The 23,837-nt window shown below is 54.1% G+C and carries 16 protein-coding genes; 12 read left to right on the plus strand and 4 right to left on the minus strand.

The genetic code is table 11. The features are described 5' to 3' along the window. Positions 1-107 precede the first annotated feature (107 nt). The 8 genes from WHS46_03870 to WHS46_03905 all read left to right on the plus strand — a co-directional run bounded on the left by WHS46_03870 (position 108) and on the right by WHS46_03905 (position 10,188). Positions 108-1,874, plus strand: coding sequence for a 4Fe-4S binding protein (locus WHS46_03870; GenBank protein ID MEJ5347810.1), 1,767 nt, complete (start codon positions 108-110; stop codon positions 1,872-1,874). Further along, positions 1,871-3,145, plus strand: coding sequence for a hypothetical protein (locus WHS46_03875; protein MEJ5347811.1), 1,275 nt, complete (start codon positions 1,871-1,873; stop codon positions 3,143-3,145). Before WHS46_03870 ends, WHS46_03875 begins: the two co-directional genes overlap by 4 nt. A gap of 14 nt (positions 3,146-3,159) precedes the next feature. Beyond that, positions 3,160-4,587: a hypothetical protein gene (locus WHS46_03880; GenBank protein MEJ5347812.1), complete on the plus strand. Its 1,428-nt coding sequence runs from the start codon at positions 3,160-3,162 to the stop codon at positions 4,585-4,587. Then, entirely contained in the window at positions 4,568-5,017 is a 450-nt protein-coding gene (locus WHS46_03885) for a 4Fe-4S dicluster domain-containing protein (protein ID MEJ5347813.1), read from the plus strand. Before WHS46_03880 ends, WHS46_03885 begins: the two co-directional genes overlap by 20 nt. A 21-nt stretch (positions 5,018-5,038) precedes the next feature. Beyond that, complete coding sequence (locus WHS46_03890; GenBank protein MEJ5347814.1) at positions 5,039-5,536, plus strand: 4Fe-4S dicluster domain-containing protein; 498 nt, start codon at positions 5,039-5,041, stop codon at positions 5,534-5,536. Then, a complete protein-coding gene (locus tag WHS46_03895; GenBank protein MEJ5347815.1) occupies positions 5,529-8,717 on the plus strand; it encodes an FAD-dependent oxidoreductase in 3,189 nt (1,062 codons plus the stop codon). The genes WHS46_03890 and WHS46_03895 overlap by 8 nt, the downstream gene beginning before the upstream one ends. A 10-nt stretch (positions 8,718-8,727) precedes the next feature. Next, the gene (gene glpX / locus WHS46_03900) at positions 8,728-9,717 is read left to right on the plus strand and encodes a class II fructose-bisphosphatase (protein MEJ5347816.1); all 990 of its coding nucleotides are present in this window, start codon (positions 8,728-8,730) and stop codon (positions 9,715-9,717) included. A 237-nt stretch (positions 9,718-9,954) separates the two neighbouring features. Further along, positions 9,955-10,188 (plus strand): hypothetical protein, encoded by a 234-nt coding sequence (locus WHS46_03905; GenBank protein ID MEJ5347817.1) that lies wholly within the window; start codon positions 9,955-9,957, stop codon positions 10,186-10,188. Positions 10,189-10,199: 11 nt separating this feature from the next. On the opposite strand, the gene WHS46_03910 is transcribed toward WHS46_03905, so the two are convergent. Together WHS46_03910 and WHS46_03915 are read right to left on the minus strand one after the other, a co-directional pair. Beyond that, positions 10,200-11,702: a response regulator gene (locus WHS46_03910; GenBank protein ID MEJ5347818.1), complete on the minus strand. Its 1,503-nt coding sequence runs from the start codon at positions 11,700-11,702 to the stop codon at positions 10,200-10,202. A 245-nt stretch (positions 11,703-11,947) separates the two neighbouring features. Continuing rightward, positions 11,948-12,817, minus strand: coding sequence for a DMT family transporter (locus WHS46_03915; protein MEJ5347819.1), 870 nt, complete (start codon positions 12,815-12,817; stop codon positions 11,948-11,950). A gap of 724 nt (positions 12,818-13,541) precedes the next feature. On the opposite strand from WHS46_03915, the gene WHS46_03920 reads away from it, so the two are divergent. Next, positions 13,542-15,152 carry an FAD-dependent oxidoreductase gene (locus WHS46_03920; GenBank protein ID MEJ5347820.1) on the plus strand — a complete coding sequence of 537 codons (1,611 nt, stop codon included), beginning with the start codon at positions 13,542-13,544 and terminating at the stop codon, positions 15,150-15,152. Between the two features lie 189 nt (positions 15,153-15,341). Here the strand turns inward: WHS46_03920 and WHS46_03925 are convergent, their stop codons facing one another. Then, complete coding sequence (locus tag WHS46_03925) at positions 15,342-18,809, minus strand: HDOD domain-containing protein (protein ID MEJ5347821.1); 3,468 nt, start codon at positions 18,807-18,809, stop codon at positions 15,342-15,344. A gap of 561 nt (positions 18,810-19,370) precedes the next feature. On the opposite strand from WHS46_03925, the gene WHS46_03930 reads away from it, so the two are divergent. From WHS46_03930 to WHS46_03940, 3 genes are all read left to right on the plus strand, one after another. After that, positions 19,371-21,200, plus strand: coding sequence for an ATP-binding protein (locus WHS46_03930; GenBank protein ID MEJ5347822.1), 1,830 nt, complete (start codon positions 19,371-19,373; stop codon positions 21,198-21,200). A 58-nt stretch (positions 21,201-21,258) separates the two neighbouring features. After that, the gene (locus WHS46_03935; GenBank protein MEJ5347823.1) at positions 21,259-22,659 is read left to right on the plus strand and encodes a sigma-54 dependent transcriptional regulator; all 1,401 of its coding nucleotides are present in this window, start codon (positions 21,259-21,261) and stop codon (positions 22,657-22,659) included. 191 nt (positions 22,660-22,850) lie between these two features. Continuing rightward, positions 22,851-23,342, plus strand: coding sequence for an Rrf2 family transcriptional regulator (locus WHS46_03940; protein ID MEJ5347824.1), 492 nt, complete (start codon positions 22,851-22,853; stop codon positions 23,340-23,342). A gap of 183 nt (positions 23,343-23,525) precedes the next feature. On the opposite strand, the gene WHS46_03945 is transcribed toward WHS46_03940, so the two are convergent. Continuing rightward, complete coding sequence (locus tag WHS46_03945; GenBank protein ID MEJ5347825.1) at positions 23,526-23,825, minus strand: hypothetical protein; 300 nt, start codon at positions 23,823-23,825, stop codon at positions 23,526-23,528. Positions 23,826-23,837: the final 12 nt, after the last annotated feature.

Genomic DNA, 23,837 nt, shown 5'->3' on the forward strand with positions numbered 1-23,837 from the left:
CGCCCACGAACAAAAACCTGTGGGGGCGGCCGATGGGTTGGCCCATGCATAAAAACCCGTAGGGGCGGACCGATGGGTCCGCCCGAAAACACGGCCCAATTGTTGACATGAGTGATTCCCTCATTTCCACACCCGCACAACCACAAAACCGGAAGTTCTCGGTACCCATCTTCCTGTGTCGGTGTCCGGAAAGGCATGCCCATCTGAACCTGGAAGAAGCGGCGCAGCGCTTGCGCTCCGATGGCCTCGTCGTTCGTGTCGTGGACACTTTATGCGATGCCACAAGGTTTCCCTATGAAGTTTTGAAGCCCCTTAGCGCCCAAGGAAAACAGATCCTCATCGGAGCCTGCTCCTTTTCTCTCATAGGTGAACTTTTGCAGCAAACCCTGGGCCCGGCAGCCCATCTTCCTTGGACCTTGATCGATCTCAAGGAAATTCCGGACGCCACAGCCCTCTACGGAATTCTTAAAGCCCGTCTGCGCACATTGGAACATGGCTCATCGCCCTTATGCTCGACACCTTTCGTTCGAGGTGGACCGTGGGCTTCGCTGCGCCCTCTCGGCGCCAAGGTTCCACGCCGGGTCTTGGTTATCGGCGGGGGGGTAGGCGGCTGCCAAGCCGCCCTGGATCTTGCCAACATGAACATTCCGGTCACTTTGGTGGAAGCGGAAGATTCCCTGGGTGGAAACATGGCCCGGCTGGATAAGACATTTCCCACCTTGGATTGTTCCATCTGCATTCTTGGACCTCGCCTCGTCGACACGGCATCCCACCCCAATATCACCGTTTGGGCTTCCTCCCGAGTGAAAAGAATCAGCGGGCGTCCAGGCCATTTTCTTGCGGAAATTGAGCATCGCCCGCGTTATGTGGACATGAACCTGTGCTCCGGATGCGGAGCCTGTGCCGAAGTCTGCCCTGTCATTGTGCCCAGCGCCTGGAATGCCGGTCTTCGACCTCGTAAAGCCATAGGCATTGTTTTTGAGCAAGCGGTTCCTTTACGTTCCGCCATTCAAAAGGACTACTGCATCGAATGCGGCTTATGCGAAAAAGCTTGCGAAAGAAAAGCCATTCGCTTGGATGAAAAACCTCGCGTCAGCCGCCTGCATACGGCGGCCATCATTCTCGCCGAAGGCGCACGCCTTTTTCACGCTACCCATCTCGGTTCCTACGGTTATGGACGTTTTCCGGAGGTACTCACTAATTTGGAATTTGAGCGGCTGGTGTGTGCTACGGGACCCACCCAAGGCGCTTTGATCACACCGTCCGGGTCAAAGCCGAAATCCGTTGCTTTCATTCAATGTGCAGGATCCAGAAACCGCCGGTTTTTGCCTTATTGTTCCGTGACATGCTGCACGGCAAGTATCAAAGAAGCCATGCTTGTTCTAGAACATGAACCGCAGGCTCAAGTAACCGTTTTTTTCAATGACCTAAGAACGACAGGCAAAAGCTTTGAAGGCCTTCTCATGCGGGCTCGAGAACGGGGTGTGCGATTCATAAAGGCGCTACCGGATCGGGTGGATCGACTTCGTGATCAGGGTCCCCTCACGGTGCATTATCGATCCTCCTGGGCACCTGGAACCCAAACCTTAGAAGCGGATCTGGTGATCCTGGCCGTCGGGGTTCAAGCGCCCAATGCGGATTCCAGATGGGTTGTTCGTTCGGCACCTCAAAGGGACAATTACGGTTTTTATCAAGAAGCCTTTTATTGGGGAGGCCAAACCCACAGCACGGTTCCCGGCATCTTTTTGGTCGGAGGATGCCATGGTCCAAGGGACATTACCCAAACAGTGACCGAAGCGTCCGCGGCTGCGGCTCATGCCGCCAAGTGGTTGCGTCAGGTATCAAGCTCCTCGGTAAAGAGCGAAACGCTATGACGGCAAGAACCCTCTCTTCCCTTGTGTGCTGTGGCTGCAGCTGCCTGTGCGACGACATCGACGCCGTTCTTGAAAACGACCGTGTCGTGGAGGTGGGGAATGCTTGTGCCTGGGGAGCTGCTCGGTTCCTCGAATGGAAAAAGTTCAGTGCTTCCATACCTCGAGCCCGCTGCGGATCTTATCGAAGGCTGAACCGTCAACGTCGTCAGGTGTTGCAGGCCCACGAGGCCGTGGCGGAATGTCGAGAGTATCTGTTTCATGCCCAGCGGGTGGTGGTCTACGGTTTGGGCCAAATGTCCATGGAAGCCTTGGAAGGGCTCTTGTTAGGGCTTAGGCGTAGGTCGACCGTCTGGATTCCGTCGGACGGTCACCTTCTGCAAGCTGCCGTCGATCTTTACCGTCAGCAGTGTCCAGCTTCTACAACCTTGGAATGCGTCCGCAATCACGCCGATTTTGTGCTCTTTTGGGGAGCCAATCCACTACGAAGTACCCCGCGACTTCTTTCCCGTTACGCCCTGTTTCCCCGAGGAAGATTTACGGAAAGAGGCGCTGAAGATCGCAGCGCCTGGACCGTCGATATTCAGACAACGGAAATGGCCACAGTCACGAACCTCATAAAGATTCCCCAGCAAGCCGAAGAAGACTGTGTACAAGCATTGCACGAAGCGAGTCTCGGCCGAGCCTCGACTTTTTCGAAGGAACTTCCGGCCAAAGAGTTCAAGAGGCTTCTCAAGGATTTGGGAAAAAGTCGGTATCGCGTCTTTTTCTTTGGAAGAGGTCCCCTGTTTCACGAGCACGGTTCGGCGGTGCTACGGGCTCTGGTTTCCTGGGTGAAGGATCTTGGCGCGACGGCCCCTACGTTTCTTTTGCCTTTACCTTCCGATTTCAACACTGCCGGATTCTTACACATGTTCTTAAGCTATGGTGGATTGTCCAATCCGTTATGGCATCTTCAGGGAGATGTGTACGGATGGATACCGCAGCCCGGGGACGTGCTTTTGGCCGTCTCGGGAGACTGTTTCTGGTTTTTAACGGACGAGCAAAAACAGGCCGTACGGAACCTGCATATTCCCGTTTTAGCGTTTTCTGCTTACGAAACCATGACCACGGCGGAAGCGGATGTGGTCATCGCTGTGGGGCTTCAGGGTCTGGAGGCTTCGGGTTGGGCGGTGCGTCTGGATGGTGTGTCCCTTTTTGCGGAAAAGCTAAGGGACCATGGTCTGATTTCGGATGAAACCGTGGTAGAGGAATTGTTCGAGCCGTTTTCTTAAGAGGACCGAAGAGTTTGAAAACATTGCTCATTCAATCCGGCACGGTCTACGATGTGGCCTTGGGCTGTGAAGGCCGGATTCAGGATATTGTCGTGCGCGGGGAGACCATTCTCTCCCCGAACGAAGTGTCCCAGGTGGATGAAATCGTGGACGCTTCCGGCTTTGTGGTGACAGCCGCCGCTGTGGATTGCGCGGCGCACGTGACTTTTCCCGGCGTCTGGCATCTAAGAGCTGCAGGGCTTTTCCCCGATGCAGAAACCATCGCGCTTCGTTATGCCCAGAGAGGCTTCGGTCATGTCCATGAAAGCTGGACGACTTTGGAGCATGCAGGGTTGGTACACCAGGCGTGGAATCGAGTGACGAGCCTTCAGGCTTCCATTGGTCTCTGTCTTTCGCTCTACGAACTCATCCCATGGATCGAAACCCAGGATGTGGAAACCGCAGGCAAAGTGCTCGAACATCTTTGCCGAGTCTTGGGATTATACGGATTTTATCTTTCAGAACCGAGGCTACGGTTTCGAAACGAAGTTTACAAACACCGAGAAAAATCAGCCGAAGATCTTCTTCCTTTTCTATGCGAAGCTTGTGCTCATCTACCGGGACCCCTCATGGTGCCTGCCACGGGTTTTTCCGATGAGGATATGCAGGCTTTGCCGTCCGGGATGCATCTGCAGAGGATCACCGAACTCTTGGAGCCTAGGGAAAATGACGCATCGTTGAACGCTTCTCAAATTCTTTACTCTAGCTTGAGCGCCGATCTCGGGCTGACATGGCCTGAAGAAAGTATTCAGCTTACCTGGGTTCCTCCATCTTCGGCTACCGAAGGCTACGTCTGGGATGTAGGCCCCTATCGCCTTCTCAAAGCTGAACCTCTGCCTAAGCATGACTTCCGAAACCAGAACGAAACTTTGGAACTTATGGCTCACGCCGCTGAAAAAGGGTGGGCTTTTTCTTGTCGCCATGCCAACCTGGCACTTGTGAAAGACTGGCAAGCTCTCGTGCATGCCGTCTTGAATGTATGGAACCTTCGAGAATGGTTACTGGCCACAAGACTTCATGCGGCCAAGGCTTTGGGACTGTCGAACAAGGGGCACCTGTGTCCCGGAGCCCAAGCGGATGTGGCCTTGTATCGAGAACCGTCGAAGGATTCACCAGTCGGTTGGGCTCAAACCTTCAGTCGATGCGAGCGGCTTTACGTAAAAGGAAGATTGGTTTACGACGCGTCCCGTGGTGATCGACTGCTTCGGTCGAAACCCGAGAGCCGGCGCCCACTTGTGAGGCCGGATGTGGACAAGGCCTTGTTGGGTCCCCTTTTCGAAGGATTGAGCCTGCGGCCGCAGACCCTGAGCCGTTTGGCTCCCTATCTTGGCTCCAGGATATTGTGCAAGACTAACGCCGAAACCCGCAAGGAAGATTCCGCTCATGAAGCAACGAATTCTTGAGCTGCTTCCAAAAACGGACTGCCAAATGTGCGGTATGACCTGCACCGATTTTGCCGATTTTCTTCTCTCGGGTGATCTGACTCCACAGGAATGTCCAACACTACAGGAAGATGCCTACACGGTCCAAAGAGAAGCTTTGGCCGAACTGCTGGCACAACTGGCGGCTCGAGCCAAAACAGGGCATCTCATCGACCGTGACAAGTGTTCGGGCTGCGGTATCTGCCTGATTGTGTGCGAATACAATGCTGCCAATGACTCCGAAAGCCGACAGGGCAAAGGCCCTTACGCCGGCGCCAAAGTGGTGCTTCGAATCATCAACGGGCGGGTCGTTTTGGCTGACGAGACCTTGTGCACTCGACTGCTGCAAGCTGCGGACAAATGCAGCAAATGCCAGGATCATTGCCCCACTCAGGCCATTGTTTTGGTGTAGAGGCCAGGAGATATGAGCCTCATGGAAGCGATTGAGAAAAAGAAAATGGGGAAGGCGGAACTCTTGACCGGCGATTCTGGTTTTGCCGAAGAGATTATGGCGGCTCCAGGCGGCGAGACCTTGTCCCTGTGTTATCAGTGCGGTACATGCACGGGCTGCTGCCCGGTCAGTGCCGTGGACGAAGGGTTCAGTCCCGCACAAATCATTCAATGGATTCTATTGGGTCTGCGCACGCTTGTCCTGAGTTCTTCCAAGATATGGCTGTGCCTTCGATGCCATCGCTGTTCTTTTTATTGTCCGCAGGGAGTGCGATTTGCGGATATCAACGCCACATTGGCGCATCTTTCCGTGCAGGAAGGTTTCATGAGCGCTTCAAAGGTGGAACGCCTTTCGGCGTTGGAATCTCATCTGGCGGCTTTGCGTTGTGCCGCCATTCAAAGGGTGTTGAACCTGTCAGAGCAGGACACGGAAGACATGGACACCTTGATTCAAAACGTTCTGAGGGAACGGCATGGGTAGCACGTCGTGGCGACACGAACGCTCGGGGAAGGCACCTTACCAGACCATCGTGGTTGTGGGAGGGGGCGTGGCCGGGCTTCATGCCGCATTGCAGGCTGCCGATTTAGGCCATGACGTGGTCCTTTTGGAAAGAGATCTGGCCTTGGGCGGGCATATGGCGCAGCTGGACAAGACGTACCCGACCCTTGACTGTTCCTTGTGCATTCTGTCCCCACGTCTGCTCGCCGTCGGCCGTCACCCGAAGATTCGGGTGCTGGTCCGAGCACGATTGGATCGAGTGGAAGGATGTGCCGGGTCTTTCGTGTGTTCGGTAACCCGTGAACCCACCTACGTGGACGCTTCGAAATGTATCGGCTGCGGCAGCTGCCAGCGAGCCTGTCCTGTGGAAAGACCGGACCCTTACAATCTGAACCTTGGCATGACCAAAGCCATTCGAATCCTTTACCCGCAGGCCTATCCCGCAGTCCCGGCCATCGATACGGCAACATGCTTGCATTTTCAGGGGGAAACCTGTTCACGATGCGCCGATGTGTGTCCCACAGGAGCCATTCATTTTCAAGACCAACCTGAGGCCATGGAAATTGACGCGGGCGCTCTCATCCTCGCTTCGGGTTTTGATCTTTTGGACCGCGAAGACCTTCAAGAACCGTATTGGCTTGACAGCCCTCATGTTTTGACCAACCTGGAACTGGAAAGATACCTGAGCGCCACCGGACCCACTCGAGGTGTCCTTCACCCATCAGGGCTTCCACATCCGCCACGGCATATCGTTTTTGCTCAGTGTGTTGGATCCAGGGATCCTTCCTATGGTGTGCCCTATTGTTCACATTATTGTTGCGCCGCCGCTTTAAAGCAGATCTACGTGGCCGCTTCTTTTCCTCATGTGGAACGCATTACCCTCTGTGCCATGGACGTCAGGGCCCATGGAAGGGACTGCGAACCCTTTTTTCGAAGGGTTCAGGCCTTGGAAAAGGTGCGTCTTGTCCACGGCAAAGTGGCCCGTATTTTACCGAAAACCAAAGATACCGGGGTCGAGGTATGGGCTTCGCACGGCGGCCTTGTCTGGCATGCGGAAGCTGATCTCGTCGTTTTGGCCATGGGCATGCGGCCTTCACGAGAAGCCGTTGGGATCGCCAAGGCTTTGGGACTCCACATGGATCCCCACAACTTTGTTCGCATCAAAGAACACCACACGGTGCACACGTCCTTGGACGGTGTCTATGCGTGTGGCACCTTCATGGGCCCTAAGAGTATTCCCTCCACGGTCCAGGAAGCCTACGCGGCGGCCGTGGCGGCCAGCGCCCGTTTGTCATCGGGCATGATTACCGCCGGGCGCCCTTGTCAGAGCTTTTTATCCTCATCGCCATCTCCTTCCCAGGACTTGACTGAAGCGTCCAGATATCTCGGCGCATTTCCTGAAACAAACACTTATGCGGACGTGAACACCTCTGTTCGTGTCGGTGTTTTTGTGTGTCGATGCGGAACGAACATCGCCGGCGTTATCGACACAAAACAGCTTGCTCAATGGGCGAAACAGCTTCCTTGTGTGGCTCACGTGGCCGAGAACCTCTTTTCCTGTTCCACCGACGCGACCGCACGCATGGCCAGGATCCTTCAAGAGAAGAAACTGAATCGAGTCGTGGTGGCCGCCTGTTCTCCTCGAAGTCATCTTCCCGTGTTTCAAGACGTTTTGGCAAAAGCCGGACTTCCTCCAGGTTATGTGCGCATGGTGAACATTCGAGAACAAGGTTCCTGGGTGCACAAGGACGAGCCTGAAAAGGCCCTGCACAAAGCCAAGGTTCTCCTTGCAGCGGCCGTAGCCCAGGTGCGGGCGGCGCAGCCGGCACGGGTTATAGAAATCCCCGTGGCTCCTTCAGCCCTGGTTCTGGGAAGCAGCGCCGCGGCACTGACGGCTGCGCTGCGCCTGGCGGACAACGGAATCCATGTTCTGGTAGTGGAATCGGGAAACACGTTCGGCGGCCGTCTTTCTCAGGCTTCTTTTGAAAAACCCCATGTCAATGTGGATCGATTGTACCGACATTTTTTGAGCCGCATTCGAACACAGTCTCGAATTCGCGTCTTGATGAATACAAGCCTTGTGGAATGCCGAGGAAGCCTGGGACGGTTTCAAGTGGAACTGCATCGCAAGGTGCCGGGAACCGAAGTCGTTGAAGAACGTGTGCTCGAAATCTTTGGAACCATTCTCATCGCCGTGGGAGCTCAGGTCTGGAAGCCGGGAAATCTCTTTTCATACGGCACGGTGCCGCAGGTGATCACACAAGAGGAACTGGCCGAAGCTTTAGGGCAAGGGAGCCTGGATCTGCGCAACGCTCGTCGAGTGGTCATGATCCAGTGCGTGGGATCTCGCAACGATGAGCGCCCCTATTGCAGTCGATCCTGCTGCCAGCAGGCCGTGTCCCATGCTTTGGAACTTCGCGCCCGGTTTCCACATCTCACCATCACCGTGCTTCATCGAGATATGCGTACCTACGGCCTTGCAGAACTCATTTACCAAAAGGCCCGTCGCGAGGGTATTCGGTTCCTGCGTTATGACGAAAAACAGCCGCCGCATGTGGTACCGACACGATTCGGCCGCCGTTCCACGGTGGACCTTCATTGGAACGATCCCGACAGCGGAAGATCCTTTCACGAACGAGCAGACCTTCTGGTTCTAAGCACAGCCACGGTGCCGGCTTTTGAAAATCAGCACATAGCCTCCATTCTTCGAGTGCCCCTGACCGCCGAGGGGTTTTTCATGGAACGACACGTGAAACTGGCCCCGGTGGAAACTTCCGTGGAAGGCATCTTTATCGCGGGCCAGTGTCATGCCCCGAAAACCCTTGCGGAGGCCTTGGTCCAAGGCGATGCGGCTGCTGCCAAGATGCTGGCCGTTTATCGGGAAGGCGTGGTGCGACGTCCTGCCTTCATTGCGACGATCGACTCAGGCCGTTGTTCCCGATGTCTGAGTTGCGCTGCAGTGTGCCCCGCCCAGGCTGTGCAGGTGCCGGCTGTGGGGGGGGTGCGGGTGGATCCGGGAGCATGCCGCGGATGCGGTTTATGTGTTGCTGAATGTCCCGCCGAAGCCATCGATCTTGCAGGTGCGGAAAACCATGGTTTGTTAAAGGGCATGCCGCTGATGGAAGGGATCGACAAGACTGTCCAAAAAGAGACGCGTGGATAAGGAGCCGACGATGCAGACGGAAGCACCTGAAAGGAACTTGGGACTTGACTTGGTTCGCGTCACAGAGGCCGCCGCCTTGGCGGCGGCTCGATGGCTCGGCCGCGGAGATGGCAAGGCCGGTGACAAAGCGGCGGTAGACGCCATGAGGTTAAGCTTCAATGCGGTGGATATCGACGGCATTGTGGTCATCGGGGAAGGGGAAAAAGACAAGGCGCCGATGCTCTACAACGGCGAGAAATTAGGGACGGGCCGAGGTCCGAAGGTGGACGTGGCCGTAGATCCCGTTGAAGGCACACGCCTTTTGGCCCAAGGACGTCCCAACGCCATATCGGTCGTGGCCATGGCCCCCCGGGGTTCCATGTACAACCCAGGTCCTGCCTTTTACATGAATAAACTGGCCGTGCCCGCTCCGGCTCGTGACGCCATCGACCTGGATGCTTCACCCGAAGACAATCTGAAAAACATTGCCAGGGCTTTAGGAAAAGATGTGGACGACCTTACGGTCTTTGTCCTAGACAAACCGCGCCACAGGGAACTCATCGCGCATATTCGAAAAGCCGGAGCTCGCATCCAGCTTCACACCGACGGGGATGTGGCGGGAGCCCTTATGGCCGTACTGCCGGACAGTTCCGTGGATGTCATGATGGGCACCGGAGGAACTCCGGAAGGTGTGCTGGCCGCTGCCGCCATCAAGGTTGTGGGCGGCGAAATGCTGGGCCGTCTGGATCCCCAGTCTGCTGCTGAAAAAGAAGCCTTGTTGAAAGCCGGCTATGATTTGCAGCGGGTGCTCAGCACCCATGATCTCATTCGAAGTGATGATGTGTTTTTTGCCGCCACAGGAATCAGTGGAGGGGATTTTCTTCCCGGAGTCCGTTTCACGGGTCGAGGAGCTGTCACCTACTCCCTGGTGATGCGCGGCAAAACAGGAACGGTCCGCCGTATCGAAGCGCTCCACTCCTTCGAACAACTCATGCAGATCAGCGCCATCTCTTACGACTGACCCAGCCGTCTAGTCTTGCAAAGGCGCTTTACCACGAGGGAAGCTTAGAAGCGGAGTGACAATAGGGATTATTCATAACAAGCCGTTGAATTCATCTGGAGAATGTCTGAGACCCGTTTGAGAAAAAAACCGGAATGACCTCAGCGGTCGAGCTTTCTATCTTGAAGACTCACGTTAGCATACGAACTTGTCCGAGAATTGAGAACGAGCCACTCCAGGCAAATCCGTAAGGGCACGGTGCGCCGTGCCCTTACGTCCGAGGCCCTTTGTTTTCCTGGAAGCCTCTTCGTCCCGCCCATTTTGGGCGGACTGGAGGCCAACGATTGCGAAGGAAAACCGGTTCACAAGCGCTTCGGCGATCTCAACACGCACTCGGTGGATCAGAGTCGACGAATCAAGATTATCGATGTAGCTTACTGCTTGGTTTCCGCGATGATGAAAATCGGCTGGGAAGTCCTTTGGGAGTATTAACACACGAGCTTTTAAGGAAGTTTCGCCGCTTCGGCTGCGCTGGAAGCCTTTTCTTGATGCTCTTCGAATTCATGCTCCTGAAACCTTGGTAAAGAAATGGTAAAGACGGCGTAAGGTTCTTCCCAGGAAAAATTGAGGACTCCTCCCATGGAGCGAATCAAGCGGTAACAGAGAGGCAAACCGATGGTTTGCCCGCCCTCGTCAAAGGGAAGAAATAGAGCGTCTGGATGGGCGGGAAGAGACTTGCGGCATGGGTTCTGGAAACGAATGAGCACATGCTGGGCACTGCCGTAGGCCCGAACCGTGAGTTCGTCACCTTTCTGCATGGCTTGAATGGCGTTTCGCACCAGGTTGATAAAAACCTGGAGAAGAGCGTTGGCATCCACGGGTAAGGGTTCCAATCCAGGTTCCAAGTCCAGTCGACACCGCATGCCCCTTCTTTCCAGTTCCAGGCCCATGAGTTCCTTACAGCGAAGAAGGATCTCTTCCAGGGAATGTTTGCCAAGAGAGGTCTCTACCGGTGACAGGTAGTTTCGAATGCGGTCCAAGATCCTTTCCAGCCTTCGGCATTCATCCAAAATAATGGCCGCTTCAGAAGCTTCAGGATAACGCACTAGTAAACGGCGCGCAAAGCCGCCGATGGCCACCAAAGGGTTTCGAATCTCATGGGCCACTTCTGCCGCCACGGCCCCTAAAGTTTTAAGTTTTTCTTTTTGAACGAGAGCTTTTTCCAAAAGCACTCGATCTGTGATGTCCACCGCTATGCCTTCCAATTGCTTAGCCCGTTCGACCTTAGGGGTGTTCTCAGGGACAAAGGTTTTTAGAAGGCAATGAAGCACATGACCCTCACGGTGTCTCAGTCGGCATTCCAAAAAACCGGACTCTTTCTGGCCATCAAAAACTCCTTGGACATGTTCTGTCAATCGAGCTCTATCTTCCTCCACGACCCGTTCCAGCAACCATCCTTCTCGATCCACCACTTCGGCCGGATCAAACCCCAAAACCGTGCGACAGGCTCGATTGATAAAGCCGAGGCCAAAATCCTTTCTCAGGGAAAAGATCATCATGGGCGCATGCTGGACGAGGTTTGCGTAGCGCTGCTCAGCGCGGTGAATCCGTTCCCGGAAAGCCTCTCTTTCCCGATGTCTTCGAATACACATGATGACATCTTCGATACTGAAAGGCTTTCGAATAAAATCCACAACTCCCATCTTGATGGCCTGAACAGCATTTTCCAGGGTTCCGTAGCCTGTCATGATGACCACGTCCATGTGAGGGTCCTGAGCTTTAAGACGTGCGGTGAGATCAAGACCGCTCATGCCGGGAAGCTCTATGTCGAGAAAGGCCATAGAACAATATTGAGATGCGAGCCGGCTCAAAGCTTCTAGGGGATTTGAGGCCAGCACAGGACAGCAGCCTTCACTGCGAAGAACTTCGCCCATGATCTCGAGAACATGGGGATCATCGTCCACGACCAGAATGTGTTTTTCTGAAAAAGAAACATCGTCGTGCATCGGTGCCTCCTATCCATCAGCCTTTTTGGGCAAACGGCAACCACGACAGGAAAAGGAGACGGTCGTGCTAAAGATCTTCTTTTCATTTTTGACCAAGCGAATCGCAAAAGAAAGGGGGTAGCAACATTTTTTCAAAGGTTTGGAATGCCTTCAGGATCGCGGGCTTTCTGAGGAAAGTTCGTTCCAGGATTGTCCCCTAGAAAGCCTACCGAAAGCAGGTTGAGGAACGCGCCGTCGCGAGTTCCTCATGAACGGTTGGTAAGGGTGACGCCCAGACAGATCATCGAGGCACCCAAAAGCAGGGAGGCTTCAAGGCGTTCCCCGAGAAAAAGCACGGCCATCAAGACCGCACTCAATGGCACCAGGTTAATGAAAACCCCCGCTCTGGCCGCTCCAATGGCTTGAATGCCTTCGTAGTACCAACGGAATCCCAAAAAGGATCCGAAAAAACCCAGGTAAAACAAGCCGATCCAGGAGGAAAGACTGTAGGTGAAAAGGTGCGACCAAACCCGTTCAGCCCCTGCCGGAATCGCCAAAAGCACGGTTCCCATCAGGCAGGAATAGGCCACGGCGATTTCCGGAGAAACCCCCTTCATGACCGTTTTGCCCACCAGCGAATAAGCAACCCAGCTCGCTACGCATCCTAGAATCAAGAGATCCCCTAGACCAATGCCAACATTCCATACAGCCACAGGATCGCCCCTGGAAATGACCGTGAAGGCTCCAAGCACCGAAAGAGCGACCCCTCCGGCTCGAACCGGCCCCAGCCGCTCTTTAAACAAAACGGCCGAAAAAAGCGCAATCATGGCCGGATTACAAGCAATGATCAACGAAGCGCGGCTTGCGGGGATCAGCTTAAGCCCTGAAAAGAAAAAGGCATTGTAGGCAAAAATGCCCGTGAGCCCCAAAACCAGGAAGACCGGCCAGTGTTTTCGGGGCACAGAGACCAAAGTGCCACGGGTCCTAAGAAAACCAAAAAGAAATATAGAGGCCCAGAGAAAGCGAAGAAAAGCCGCCGAAAAGGGCGGCACCTCCTGGGCGATCCATCTGCCGGCAATGAAGGTCCCCCCCCAAAAAAAAGCCGTAATAGTCAACTTAAGGTAGATTTTACCCACAGAGGCTTAGAACCCCTCGCAAAGAAAGCCCGCGTTGCTCAACGGCGCGTTTCAGTCCAAGTCTCATGAACCTTCAGAAAGTCCGAACACCAAAACCAAAAGGTCGTGACACTCTAGCCCTCTCACCATCCCCGCCATCATGGGCACTTCATGCCGCTGTATAGGGGCGAGGCGGCGCCTCGCCCTCTCCAAGCCTAAAACTGTGTCTTTTCCCTGAAGCACATGCCCCCGCACCGATCATGGTGGGCTGAAAAGAACACGCTCTCGGGAAAACAAGCGCTTTCAGACGTACGGACCAGGTGGCGCCTCGCCCCTACCTCGAAACAGTGCGGCCTGGTGCGGCTCATTTTGAGTTCTCCGACTGAATCCTTTCCCACTGTGCATTCAACTTCTTTGCGAGTCAAAAGAAAACATTCCTTGATCCGTTTAGCCATTATTGCTACAGGAAAAGCTGACTATAGGGTAAATGATCGTTACAGAATTGATCCGTTTTTTAGAAGCAAAGCCGTAGCTCGTCCTATCTCAAGTTTCAGAACATATAAGAGGTGTTCTGTTGTTAAGTGAACTTTATCTTCGATCAAGTTTCGGCGGTCGGAACGAACCGTTGATGCCCTCTGGTGATTGTGATTCCCCTGCGGCATCGGCTTGAGGTCTTTTGACATGATCATTGCCTTCACGACCTGTGAACTTGAAAGGTTTGTCCTTTGGAGGGGAGGGAGATGATATGGCCCGTAAAGAAATCTTGCCTAAGGATGTCGCTCGGTATCTGAGGGACCTCTTTGACAAGCTACCCTACGACGTCACCATTCTCGTATTCTCGGACAAGAGACATGCGGAGATGGATGAAGCGGTCAAAACTTTTGTTTCCATGTTCAAGGACTTGTCCAGTAAGGTTCATATGTTCCACAAGGACCTTGGTGACCCCGAAGCCGCAACCTTTCAGGTGGATCGCACGCCCGTACTCCTTTTTTGCCCGGATCGCTATCACGTGCGCTATCTGGGACTGCCTTTAGGCGAAGAAGGTCGTACCCTGGTGGAAACCATCATCCACATGGGAACGCGTTCCGATGGCTTGAGCGATCAGTCGAAAAAAGTCCTTTCCAAGCTGGCAGAAAAACGCCACATTAAGGTATTTGTCAGCGCCACTTGCCCGTATTGCCCCCAACAGGCGATCAATGCGGTCAAGGCCGCCGTAGCGTTGCCTGAAAAGGTTTCCGTGGAAATTGTCGATATCGAATTCAACCCTGATTTGGCGAGAGCTTACGAAGCTTTCAGCGTGCCCCAGGTCATAGCCAACGAAACCCTCACGGCTCAAGGAGCTCAGCCCGAAGAACTTTTTATGGCTTCTTTAGTGAAACTGGTACCTCAGACCATTTTCATTCCGGACATCGATGCGGAAGAAGTGCAAACGGATCTTGTCATTGTGGGCGGAGGTCCCGCCGGATTGACAGCGGGCATTTATGCCGTCCGAAGCGGACTTCGAGCCGTGGTTGTGGAGCGAGGGAATTTAGGAGGCCAAGTGGCCAGCACACCCATGGTCGAAAACTATCCGGGATTAAGCCGTGTGCCCGGAAAAACGCTCGTGGATATCATGGTCTCCCATGCTCTGGAATATGTGAAGATCTTCCCCAATGAAGAGGTCGTGGAGGTTCATCCTAACGAGGAGATAGAAGTTTTGACCACGCGGCGGCGATTTAGGGCTCGGGCAGTGCTTCTGGCGACAGGAGCCTCTTATCGGCGGTTAGGAGTCCCTGGAGAGGAACGGCTGGCTGGTCGAGGGGTAAGTTATTGTAGCACTTGCGATGGTCCTTTGTACCGAGGCAAAAAGGCTTTGGTGATCGGAGGCGGCAATAGTGCTGTCACAGAAGCTTTGCACCTGAATCACATCGGGGTGAAAGTCACTCTGGTGCACCGTCGCGATGCCCTCCGAGCCCAAGAACATTTGGTGAAGTCCCTCGAGACGTCCGAAATCCCGGTGCTGTGGAACACGGAAGTGCAAGAGATCGTGGGCGATCGCTTGGTCAAATCCGTTATTCTCAAGAATAATAAAACCGGAGAGACTTTTTCTCGTGAAACGGATGCGGTCTTTGTGGCCATAGGATACGTGGCGGAAACCACTCTGGCCCAAAAACTCGGGCTTCCACTCACCCCCGACGGGTTTGTGCAGCATGATGGGTCACACCGCACAATCATTGCCGGGATCTACACCGCAGGAGATGTGGAAGGAGGTTACCGGCAAATTGTGACAGCGACGGCAGCCGGGGCGGCAGCCGCCTTAACCATCTTTGAAGATCTCTCCAATCCCTATTGGACCCGGCACAAACAAACGGGATGATTGGTGTATGTCTTGAGTTTTCAACAGCCCTTCACAGGGAAGGGTGTTCAGGCATGCCTTAGGAGCCCTTTGCAAGTTACTCAAATAGAGCCTTTCCTCATCCCCGCGAGGGCGTCCACCGCACAAAAAGCGGGCCCAAACCCGCATTTTCAAATAAACAGCTTTCTGTTTCGACTTTCGATGAAGCTTTTAGGATTCCTGTTCTATGAGGTGGCGCACGAATTCTTTGTCTTCTTCAGAGGTGTTTTCGAAGTGCACGCCCACCAGATAGGAGCCTCCGTGACCGTTGGTGGCATTGACTCGGGACCACACCACGCGTCCCACGAAGCGCCGCTGGGTTTCATGATCCGCTTTGAGGTTTAGGGAGATCGTCGCCTCCGGGTTCAAGGGCACATGACAGTCGACGAGCATGCCTTCCTCACTCAGGTTCATGGTGCTGGCCAGAAAAGTGGTACCCTCCGTTTCCACCATCACAGGGCGTTTCACTCTCTTTCTCTGAAAGCGGCGCCTTTCCTTCATGGGCACCACCCTTTGAAGGGTTTCCGAGAGCTTGCGAATGGTAAACGGTTTGGTGATCAACGCGGCGAAGCCGAATTCTGCAAACCGGTCCACGACCTCGTCCTGAACGTAGCCGCTGGAAACAATGACCTTAGCCGAAGGGTCCAGGGCGAGAATTCGTTCCATCGTTTCTTTGGCACCCATTCCCCCTCGAACGGTCAAATCCAAAATAGCGGCCGCAAAGGGTCTCTCCTGCATAAGGGCCGCTTCGTATTTTTCTATGGCTTCCCGACCATCCTTGGCCATGTCCGCCTCGTAGCCAAGATGCGTCAACATTTCTCGAACAATGTTTCGCACAGATTCCTCGTCGTCCATGACCAAAATGCGGCCTCGACCCGTCTGGATCGCCTCGGCTTCTGCAGAAACCGAGGGCGGCACCGCATCCGCTGCAGGAAGGTACAGGTGAAAAACCGTTCCTTTTCCTTCCTGGGACTCCACCGTCACGCACCCTCCATGACGTTTCATCACCGAATAGACAATGGCAAGGCCGAGCCCTGTCCCTTTTTCGGCGGTGCGGTCTTTAGTGGTAAAGTAAGGATCGAAAATGCGATCCAGGTATTCCGCTTTTATCCCAACTCCTTCATCACGAAAGGCGATATGCACATAGGAGCCACTAGGTAAAGGTAAACCCGTCTCCTCATTCACTTCGCAATTCTCCGCCGAAATCCACACCGTTCCTCCATTGGGCATGGCTTGCTTGGCGTTGATAAGCAGATTGCTGATCACCTGATGCATTTGGGCCACATCCACATCCACAGGGCGTAAATCTTTAGGAAGATCAAAATGAACCCTTACGTTGGACCCTGAAAGCACAAAATCTGCCCCCTCTCGAAGAAGATCCGATATGGCCGTCGTCTTTTTGATCGGCGCTCCGCCCTTACCTAGTCTCAACAATTGCTGGGTCAGTTCTTTGGCACGATGAACACCCTTTTCCGCTTCCGAAAGCCGAGACTCAAGCTTTTCGGGATCGTTCAGGTACATGCGGGCCAGGTTAAGGTTTCCTAAGATGCCCATCATAATGTTGTTAAAATCATGGGCAATACCTCCAGCCAGAATACGAATGGAGTCCAGTTTACGAGCTCGAAGCACCTCCGTTTCCATCTTCTTTTGATAGGTCAAGTCACGAATGGCAAAGATCACGCCCAAGGTTCGACCTTCTTCATCAATGATGGGGGCGGCACACATGGCCACAGGCTTGACCGACCCTTCTCGAGTCTTTAAAGCCAGCTCGTTGGAGTATTCCACAGGGCCGCCTTTCGCCACAACCAAGCCAACGGGATTTGGCAGAGGTTCATCAGTCGGGGTGCGCACCAGACGCAGCACGTCTGCGGCCGACTTTCCAAGGACTTCCTCCTCGTTCCAGCCTGTCAGCTTGGAAGCTCCTTCGTTGAAAAGAACCACGCGGCCCTCCGTATCCGTCGCAATGACCGCCTCGGCTATGCTCTTGAGCGTCACGGCAAGACGCTCTTTTTCATCTCGATACCTCGCTTGGGCCTCTCGAAGCTCCTTCATGGTACGACCGGCTTGAGCCAGGGCCGCGGAGAGCTTGTCATTGAGGTCCCGAGACTTTTCCACCAGCCGAATCTGGCGCACCGCTGATGACAGCACGCGACCCAGCTTTTCGTAGACACTTAGAGGACGTGCCGCATCCGGTTCCTCATAATGAAGAGACTCTTCGTGAAGAATGGCTTCTCCTACGACGGTGTCGTCTACAACAATCGGCACGGCGATAAAGGGAGGGTGATACTGCACACGGCGATCCATAAGGGCGCCACCAGCCGTGAAGCTGTAGCGTTTGCGAAAACCACCGAGGAGCTGACGCATCTCAAAGGGCATACTATTAAGCGTTTCCCGGCCGTTCCCTCCCTCCTTGGACAAGGTAAAAGAACGGGGCGCATCCTCGGCTTTCCACCAGCACCCGTGAAGCGTGGGGCTTGAATCGTCCCAGACGTAGACCACCCCTTGATCCACACCCAAAACCTCGGCCACTCGCCCCGCGGCCTCTTCCACCATGGTGGGGATGTTCCCAAGAACGGGAAGCACCGTCTCCAAGTCTTCTAAAGCCTCTGGTTCCCTTTCACGTCGACCTGCGCTTTCCAGCCGTAAACCCTGGGAAGCCATTCGACTCAGATGCTGATTGGCCCGCTGTAAGGCACGGAAATAAAAAGAGATTTCATCCTGTTCAAAATCCAGCAGAGCGGTTCGAGCACTATAGCGCTTGGCGATGCGGCTTTTAACTTCATGGCAGTCCGTAAGGTTCAATCCGAAGTGGGACAGAAGCGTCGGGTCAGGGTTTCGAAAGAGTTCCACAGCCACCGCATCCGCCATGAGCTCGTGCACCACATGGTCCGACAGATTGATCAAGAGGCTCAGATCTCGAATCTCAGGATCCGGAATATCCATCATGGACAGGACGTCCGGGCTGTGATGATGCCACCATAAAGGAAAAGTAAGGATGGGAGGAAGTTCCCACTTTTCCGCAAGCCAGCGTGCCACCGTGGCATGATCGACACCTAAAAGATCCTGTTCCGCCTCAGCCATGGTGACACCCCGCTCACGAGCCGCCTTTTCCACTTCTTGATAAGTTTCGGCGGCGCATTCCACAAAAAGGAGCTTACCCACATCGTGCAAAAGTCCCAGGACAAAGGCTTCCGACGCTCTTTTTGGCAGAACTTTTTCCGCAAACAACTCACAACACACGGCACAAGCCAGCGAATGCTCCCAGAGAGCCTGTTGATCCTTGCGTGCTTTTCGTCGCAACTCCTTGATAAGGGATTCGGAAACCGTCACGCTCAGCAGCACGCACCGAAGCTGTTCCACGCCGAGCAAGGCCACGGCCCTTTGCAAAGTGGCCACCTTTTTTGAAAGGCCGTAATAACTGGAATTGACAAGGCGAAGAAGCTTCATGGCCAGTCCCTGGTCCGTTTCCAGAAGCTTGACCACGCGCTCCATGTCAGGCCGGGCTTGGGTCAGGGCATTGAGGATGTTGGAAGCCACAGCGGGGGCTGAGGGAAGGGCTTCCAGGGTTCGAATCACCTTGCGTACTTCGTCACGAAAAGATCCGTTGACAGGTTTCGTGCTTCTTCCCTTCTCGGTCATTTGGGTTACCTTGGGCAAGAGTCATCATCTGGGGAAAGTCCACCAACTCCTCAGTCTTTTATTCGGCAAGACATTCCAAGAACTCAAGGAAAAAATCAAAGCCGTGCGGACCTGGCCGATCCTTCTCGATCCCCACGCCCAGAGACTGGATAATTTGAATCCATGCGTGGCATTCCTGGATCCAAATGATCCATGAACTGGAGGAAGCCGTTGGAACGCCAGGACACAGCACCAGCGGCCCCCATGCTTTCTCGTGGATCGGTTCTTTGCGGTCCTTAAGGGTGCCTCAGAACTTTTTGCTTTACAGGAGTGTTTATTCGGTATTCGCTGGGAATTAAGTATTCAACGGAGGCACGTTGCTTAGAAAAGCACCCAGGACCTCTTGGCGAAGGGGCCGGGTTCCTCCACTCAAACCTATGATACGCCTTCAGGGGGAAAAATGCGCTGGATAAAACCTCTTTTTCTGGCGCGGTTTTTGATATGATGCTTTCTAACGACAAGGGCTGATATGTCGGCGGTCGATGCCTTTGCAAGCTTTGACTTTTGGCGAGATGCAGTCTTATGGCGAAACGTCCTTCACTCTTTCCTCTGAAACCTGGCCCTGCCGTGGATGGTCCGTGGTTTTCGCCGTGGCTGATTCTTGGGGCGGTAGGTCTTTTAGCCGTTATCCTCAGCGTGGTGGCTTTTAGAAATGCGGATCGGGAACGGCGCTTCATGGAAGCTGCCCTTTCCGCTCAAGCTCATACGCTCATGGAATCCCTTGAAGCCGGAACTCGAACCGGCATGATGGGCCGCATGGGATGGGGACGGCACCACGTGCAGATGCTCATGGAACAAATGGCACAAGAACCATCCGTCCTTTACCTTCGCCTTGTGGATCAATCAGGACGCGTCATGGCTTCGAGCCATGCTGAAGAAACAGGGCAGGAAATTCCTCCGACACATCAAGCGGCGCTTTCCGGGCATGCCTATACCGATTTTCAAGGGAAAAAGGTCTTTGAAGTGGTTCGCGCTTATCAACCCTGGGCGCGCTGTGCCACGAGTCCGCGAGGACCCTGTACAGGAGAAGGAGCAAGACAAGGTCATGGAAAGGCTCGAGGTCAGATGGGTCAAGGACAGGATCCCTTCGCTCAAGCCGGACCCTTGCGGCTCGTGGTAGGCTTGGATGCCACGCCTTTGAAAGAAGCCGTCCGCCAGGACATCTTTCATCACGTGGTTCTTCTAGCCTCCCTGTTTGCTCTGGGCGCCACCGGCTTGGTCGCCCTCTTTTGGGCTCACGGCTATCGGCTGGCTCGTCGATCCCTAAGAACCATGGAAGTCATGACCCAGGCCATCTTTTCTCGCATGCCCGTGGGTCTTGTCGCCACGGATTCGCACGGTATCATCCGCCAAATCAATCCGGCCGCCGCATCCCTGCTGGGTCCTCTTGTGAAGCCAGGCGGCAGCTTAAAGGATTTTCCAGGATTGGAAAACCTGAGGAGCCGCCTGGAACGGGGGGAAGACCCCGTTGAAGACAATATCCTTTGCGAAACGGGGCGAAAGTCGCGAAAAGCTCTGCTTGTCCACGCCACGGCGATCCAGGAAAGCGAAAAAAGTCCTGCGGGCTTTGTCTTCTTGCTTTCAGACATGACCACCGTACGAAACCTGGAAGAAAAACTTCGCCGGCATGAACGTTTGGCAGCCTTAGGGAAACTTGCCTCGGGAGTAGCCCACGAAATTCGTAACCCCTTGAGCTCCATTAAAGGGTTTGCGGCGATTCTTGCTCGCAAGGCGTCCAATGATGCCTCAGCCCAGGAAGTGGCGCGAACCATGACCCATGAAGTGGACCGGCTGAATCGAGTCATTTCGGAACTGCTGGAATTTGCCCGCCCTGCTGAATTGGACCTTAATCCTGTCTGTCTTCAAGACATCATTGAACACACTCTAAAGCTCGTGGAAAGAGATGCCGCTCATGCAGGGGTGGAACTGGCTGTGGATCTATCCCCACCCGATTTGATGGTCGTTGTGGACGCCGACCGCTTTTCTCAAGTTTTGCTAAACCTCTACCTCAATGCCGTCCAAGCCATGGATCGAGGCGGAAAACTCACCGTCCGCGCCTTCATGGATCAGGAGTTTCTTCGAGTGGAGGTGGAGGATACGGGACCGGGAATTCCTGCGGAGGTCGTAGGGCATATCTTTGATCCCTATTTCACCACGAAACCTACAGGTGTGGGATTGGGTTTGGCCATCGTTCATAAGATCATAGACGCCCACGGCGGCGAAATTGTGGTGGACCCTTCCACGGAACAAGGAACCCGATTTGTGATTCGCCTTCCTCAGAAGGTTTCGAAACCTTCCCTTGCGGCAAGCCCAAAAATTATGAAGGAAGGGGAAAACCAACCGGTTGGTTGAAGAAATTGGAATGTCGGCACCGAACACCCTCACATGGAAAGGAAAACGAAAGAGAGCCATGAAAGGCAAAAGTCCCGCCCATATTCTCATCGTGGATGACGATCCGGCCCATCGGCTGATGCTCACCACACTTCTTGAGGATTGGGGATATCGAGTGCATGAGGCGGATGGAGGACTTTCCGCCGTTCAAAGAGTGCAGGAGCAGCCTCTGGATGCCGTGATCATGGATGTGCGCATGCCCGACATGGACGGTATCGAGGCCACACGACGTATCCATCACTATAACCCGGCTTTGCCGGTGATCGTGCTCACCGCTTTTTCGTCGGTCCCCTCGGCTGTGGAAGCCCTCAAGGCAGGCGCCTACGATTATCTCACCAAGCCCCTGGATTTTGACGCTCTGCGCCTTACCCTGAATCGAGCTTTAGAACACATGCAGTTACGCACTGAAAACGAGGAGCTACGAGAGCAACTGGCCAAATTGCGTCTGCCGGAAATCATCGGAAAAAGCACCGCCATGCAACGTCTTGTGGAACTGCTGGCTTTGGTGGCCCCTAGTGAAGCCACCGTGCTTATCACCGGGGAAAGCGGCACAGGAAAAGGTCTGGTGGCTCGAGCCATCCACGCCAACAGCCCGCGGAGTCACGGGCCTTTGGTGGAAGTCAACTGCGCCGCCATTCCTGAAAACCTTATGGAGTCTGAACTCTTCGGCCATGACAAAGGAGCCTTTACCGGAGCGGACAAGCCCCGTCGAGGGCGGTTTGCGCAAGCCGATGGAGGCTCCATTTTTCTTGACGAGGTAGGGGAATTGTCCCTGCCCATGCAGGCCAAGCTTCTTAGGGTCCTTCAGGATGGCCATATTCAAAGGGTGGGAAGTGACCAAACCATTGCCGTGGATGTGCGCATTCTGGCAGCCACCAACAGGGACTTACAACGCATGACCCAAGAAGGCACCTTTCGCGAGGATCTCTATTACCGACTCAACGTGGTCGCGGTGGAAGTCCCACCGCTTCGTGAGCGCAAGGAAGATATCCCCCTTCTCGTGGAACATTTCATCAAAACCTTTGCCTCCAAAAACAAAAGAGCGGTACGAGGAATAACACCTCGCGCCATGGACCTTCTCGTTAGATACGATTGGCCGGGAAATGTGCGTGAACTGGAAAACGTTATGGAACGAGCCGTCATTTTGCTGCGAGGCGAGTATCTCACTGAGGCGGAACTTCCCCTGCACCTTCAAAGAACAGCAGCCTCCGTCCCTTTGACGCCCCAACGACAAGGAGACCATGAAGACGAAGACCCAGCTCCATCCATGACGCTGGCGGAAATGGAAAGGCGTCTGATTGAACAGGTTCTAGAAGAAACGGGCGGGAACAAGAGCGAAGCGGCTCGGCGGCTCGGAATCACGCGTCGCACCTTAAAACTCAAGTTGAAAAAGTACGCCGAGGAATTCTCCTCCACTTAGATTTCAACACTTTTTCCAGGCACATTATCAGCTTACTATTGTCCTTGAGCGTTCCTATAAGTGAAACACCTCTTGATTTTTTCGCCTTACATACGGTATGCGTAATACCATTGAAGAACGCTCCGTGAATCCCACTTGTTTTGGGATCGAGCGGTGAGTTTGCAACCTCAAGGTAAAAGGAGAGCGCACCCATGGTCAGCCTTTCGACGCGCAGCCGGTATGGAATCCGCCTTCTCATGTCTCTGGCGCGCCATTCGGGGCCAAATCCAATGCAGATTTCGGATGTCGCCAAAGAACAGAACATTTCCGTCAAGTATTTGGAACAAATCGCTTTGATTCTTAAAAAGGCCGGAATTATTGAAACCGTGCGTGGACGCAAAGGGGGCCATAGGTTAGCCAAGTATCCCGAGGAGATCACTCTTGACTGGATCGTAGGGCTTCTTGAAGGGGGATTTGACCTTGCACCTTGTGTGTCCAAACCTCATAGGTGTCCGCGTTCTGTCCAATGCGCTCCTCGCTTGGCCTGGCAGGAATTATCCCAGACTCTTTTTGAAAAACTTCGACAATGGACCTTAGGGGATCTTCTTCGGTTGGAAGAAAGCTTGTTGGAGCGCGAAGACGCACCGGAAAAGGAGGAAAGGGAGGTCTTTTATTGTCCGTCTTCCTTTCACGGCTCCTTCTGAGCCTTGGGAGAATTGCCGGGGTGGGATCGGTGGGATGTTGCCCGAATTTGGGGCGGACACATGGATCCGCCCCTACAGGGTTTCGGCGGTTAGGGGCGGACAGATGGCTTGTCCGCCCTTTTCGTTTGACAGGCATGGGGCCGAAGATATGATCGGCCGGAATCCCCATGCCGTTCAAAGCTTTTAGTAGGCGCTTAGGAACTCATCCAGAACATCCACGGATTTTTTCTCCACCACAATGTCAAAGATCTTGTCCTTCACCTGTCTGGGCAAAAGCTCGATGCTTTTAGTGGTAGCCGAATCAAACTTGGCTGTAGGAAAGACCTTGAGAATCTTGTCCCGTTGAGCTGCATTGGCATAAACGCGAATGACTTTCATGCCGGCGAGCATTTCTTCACACATGTGGGCCAGCCCTGCCTCTTTAAGCTTTTCATAGCGCTCTTCGTTGACCCAAATGTTGATGGGATATTTTTCCTCGGCCATGACCTCACCTCC

It is taken from the genome of Desulfosoma sp., from assembly GCA_037481875.1.
Lineage (GTDB): Bacteria > Desulfobacterota > Syntrophobacteria > Syntrophobacterales > DSM-9756 > Desulfosoma.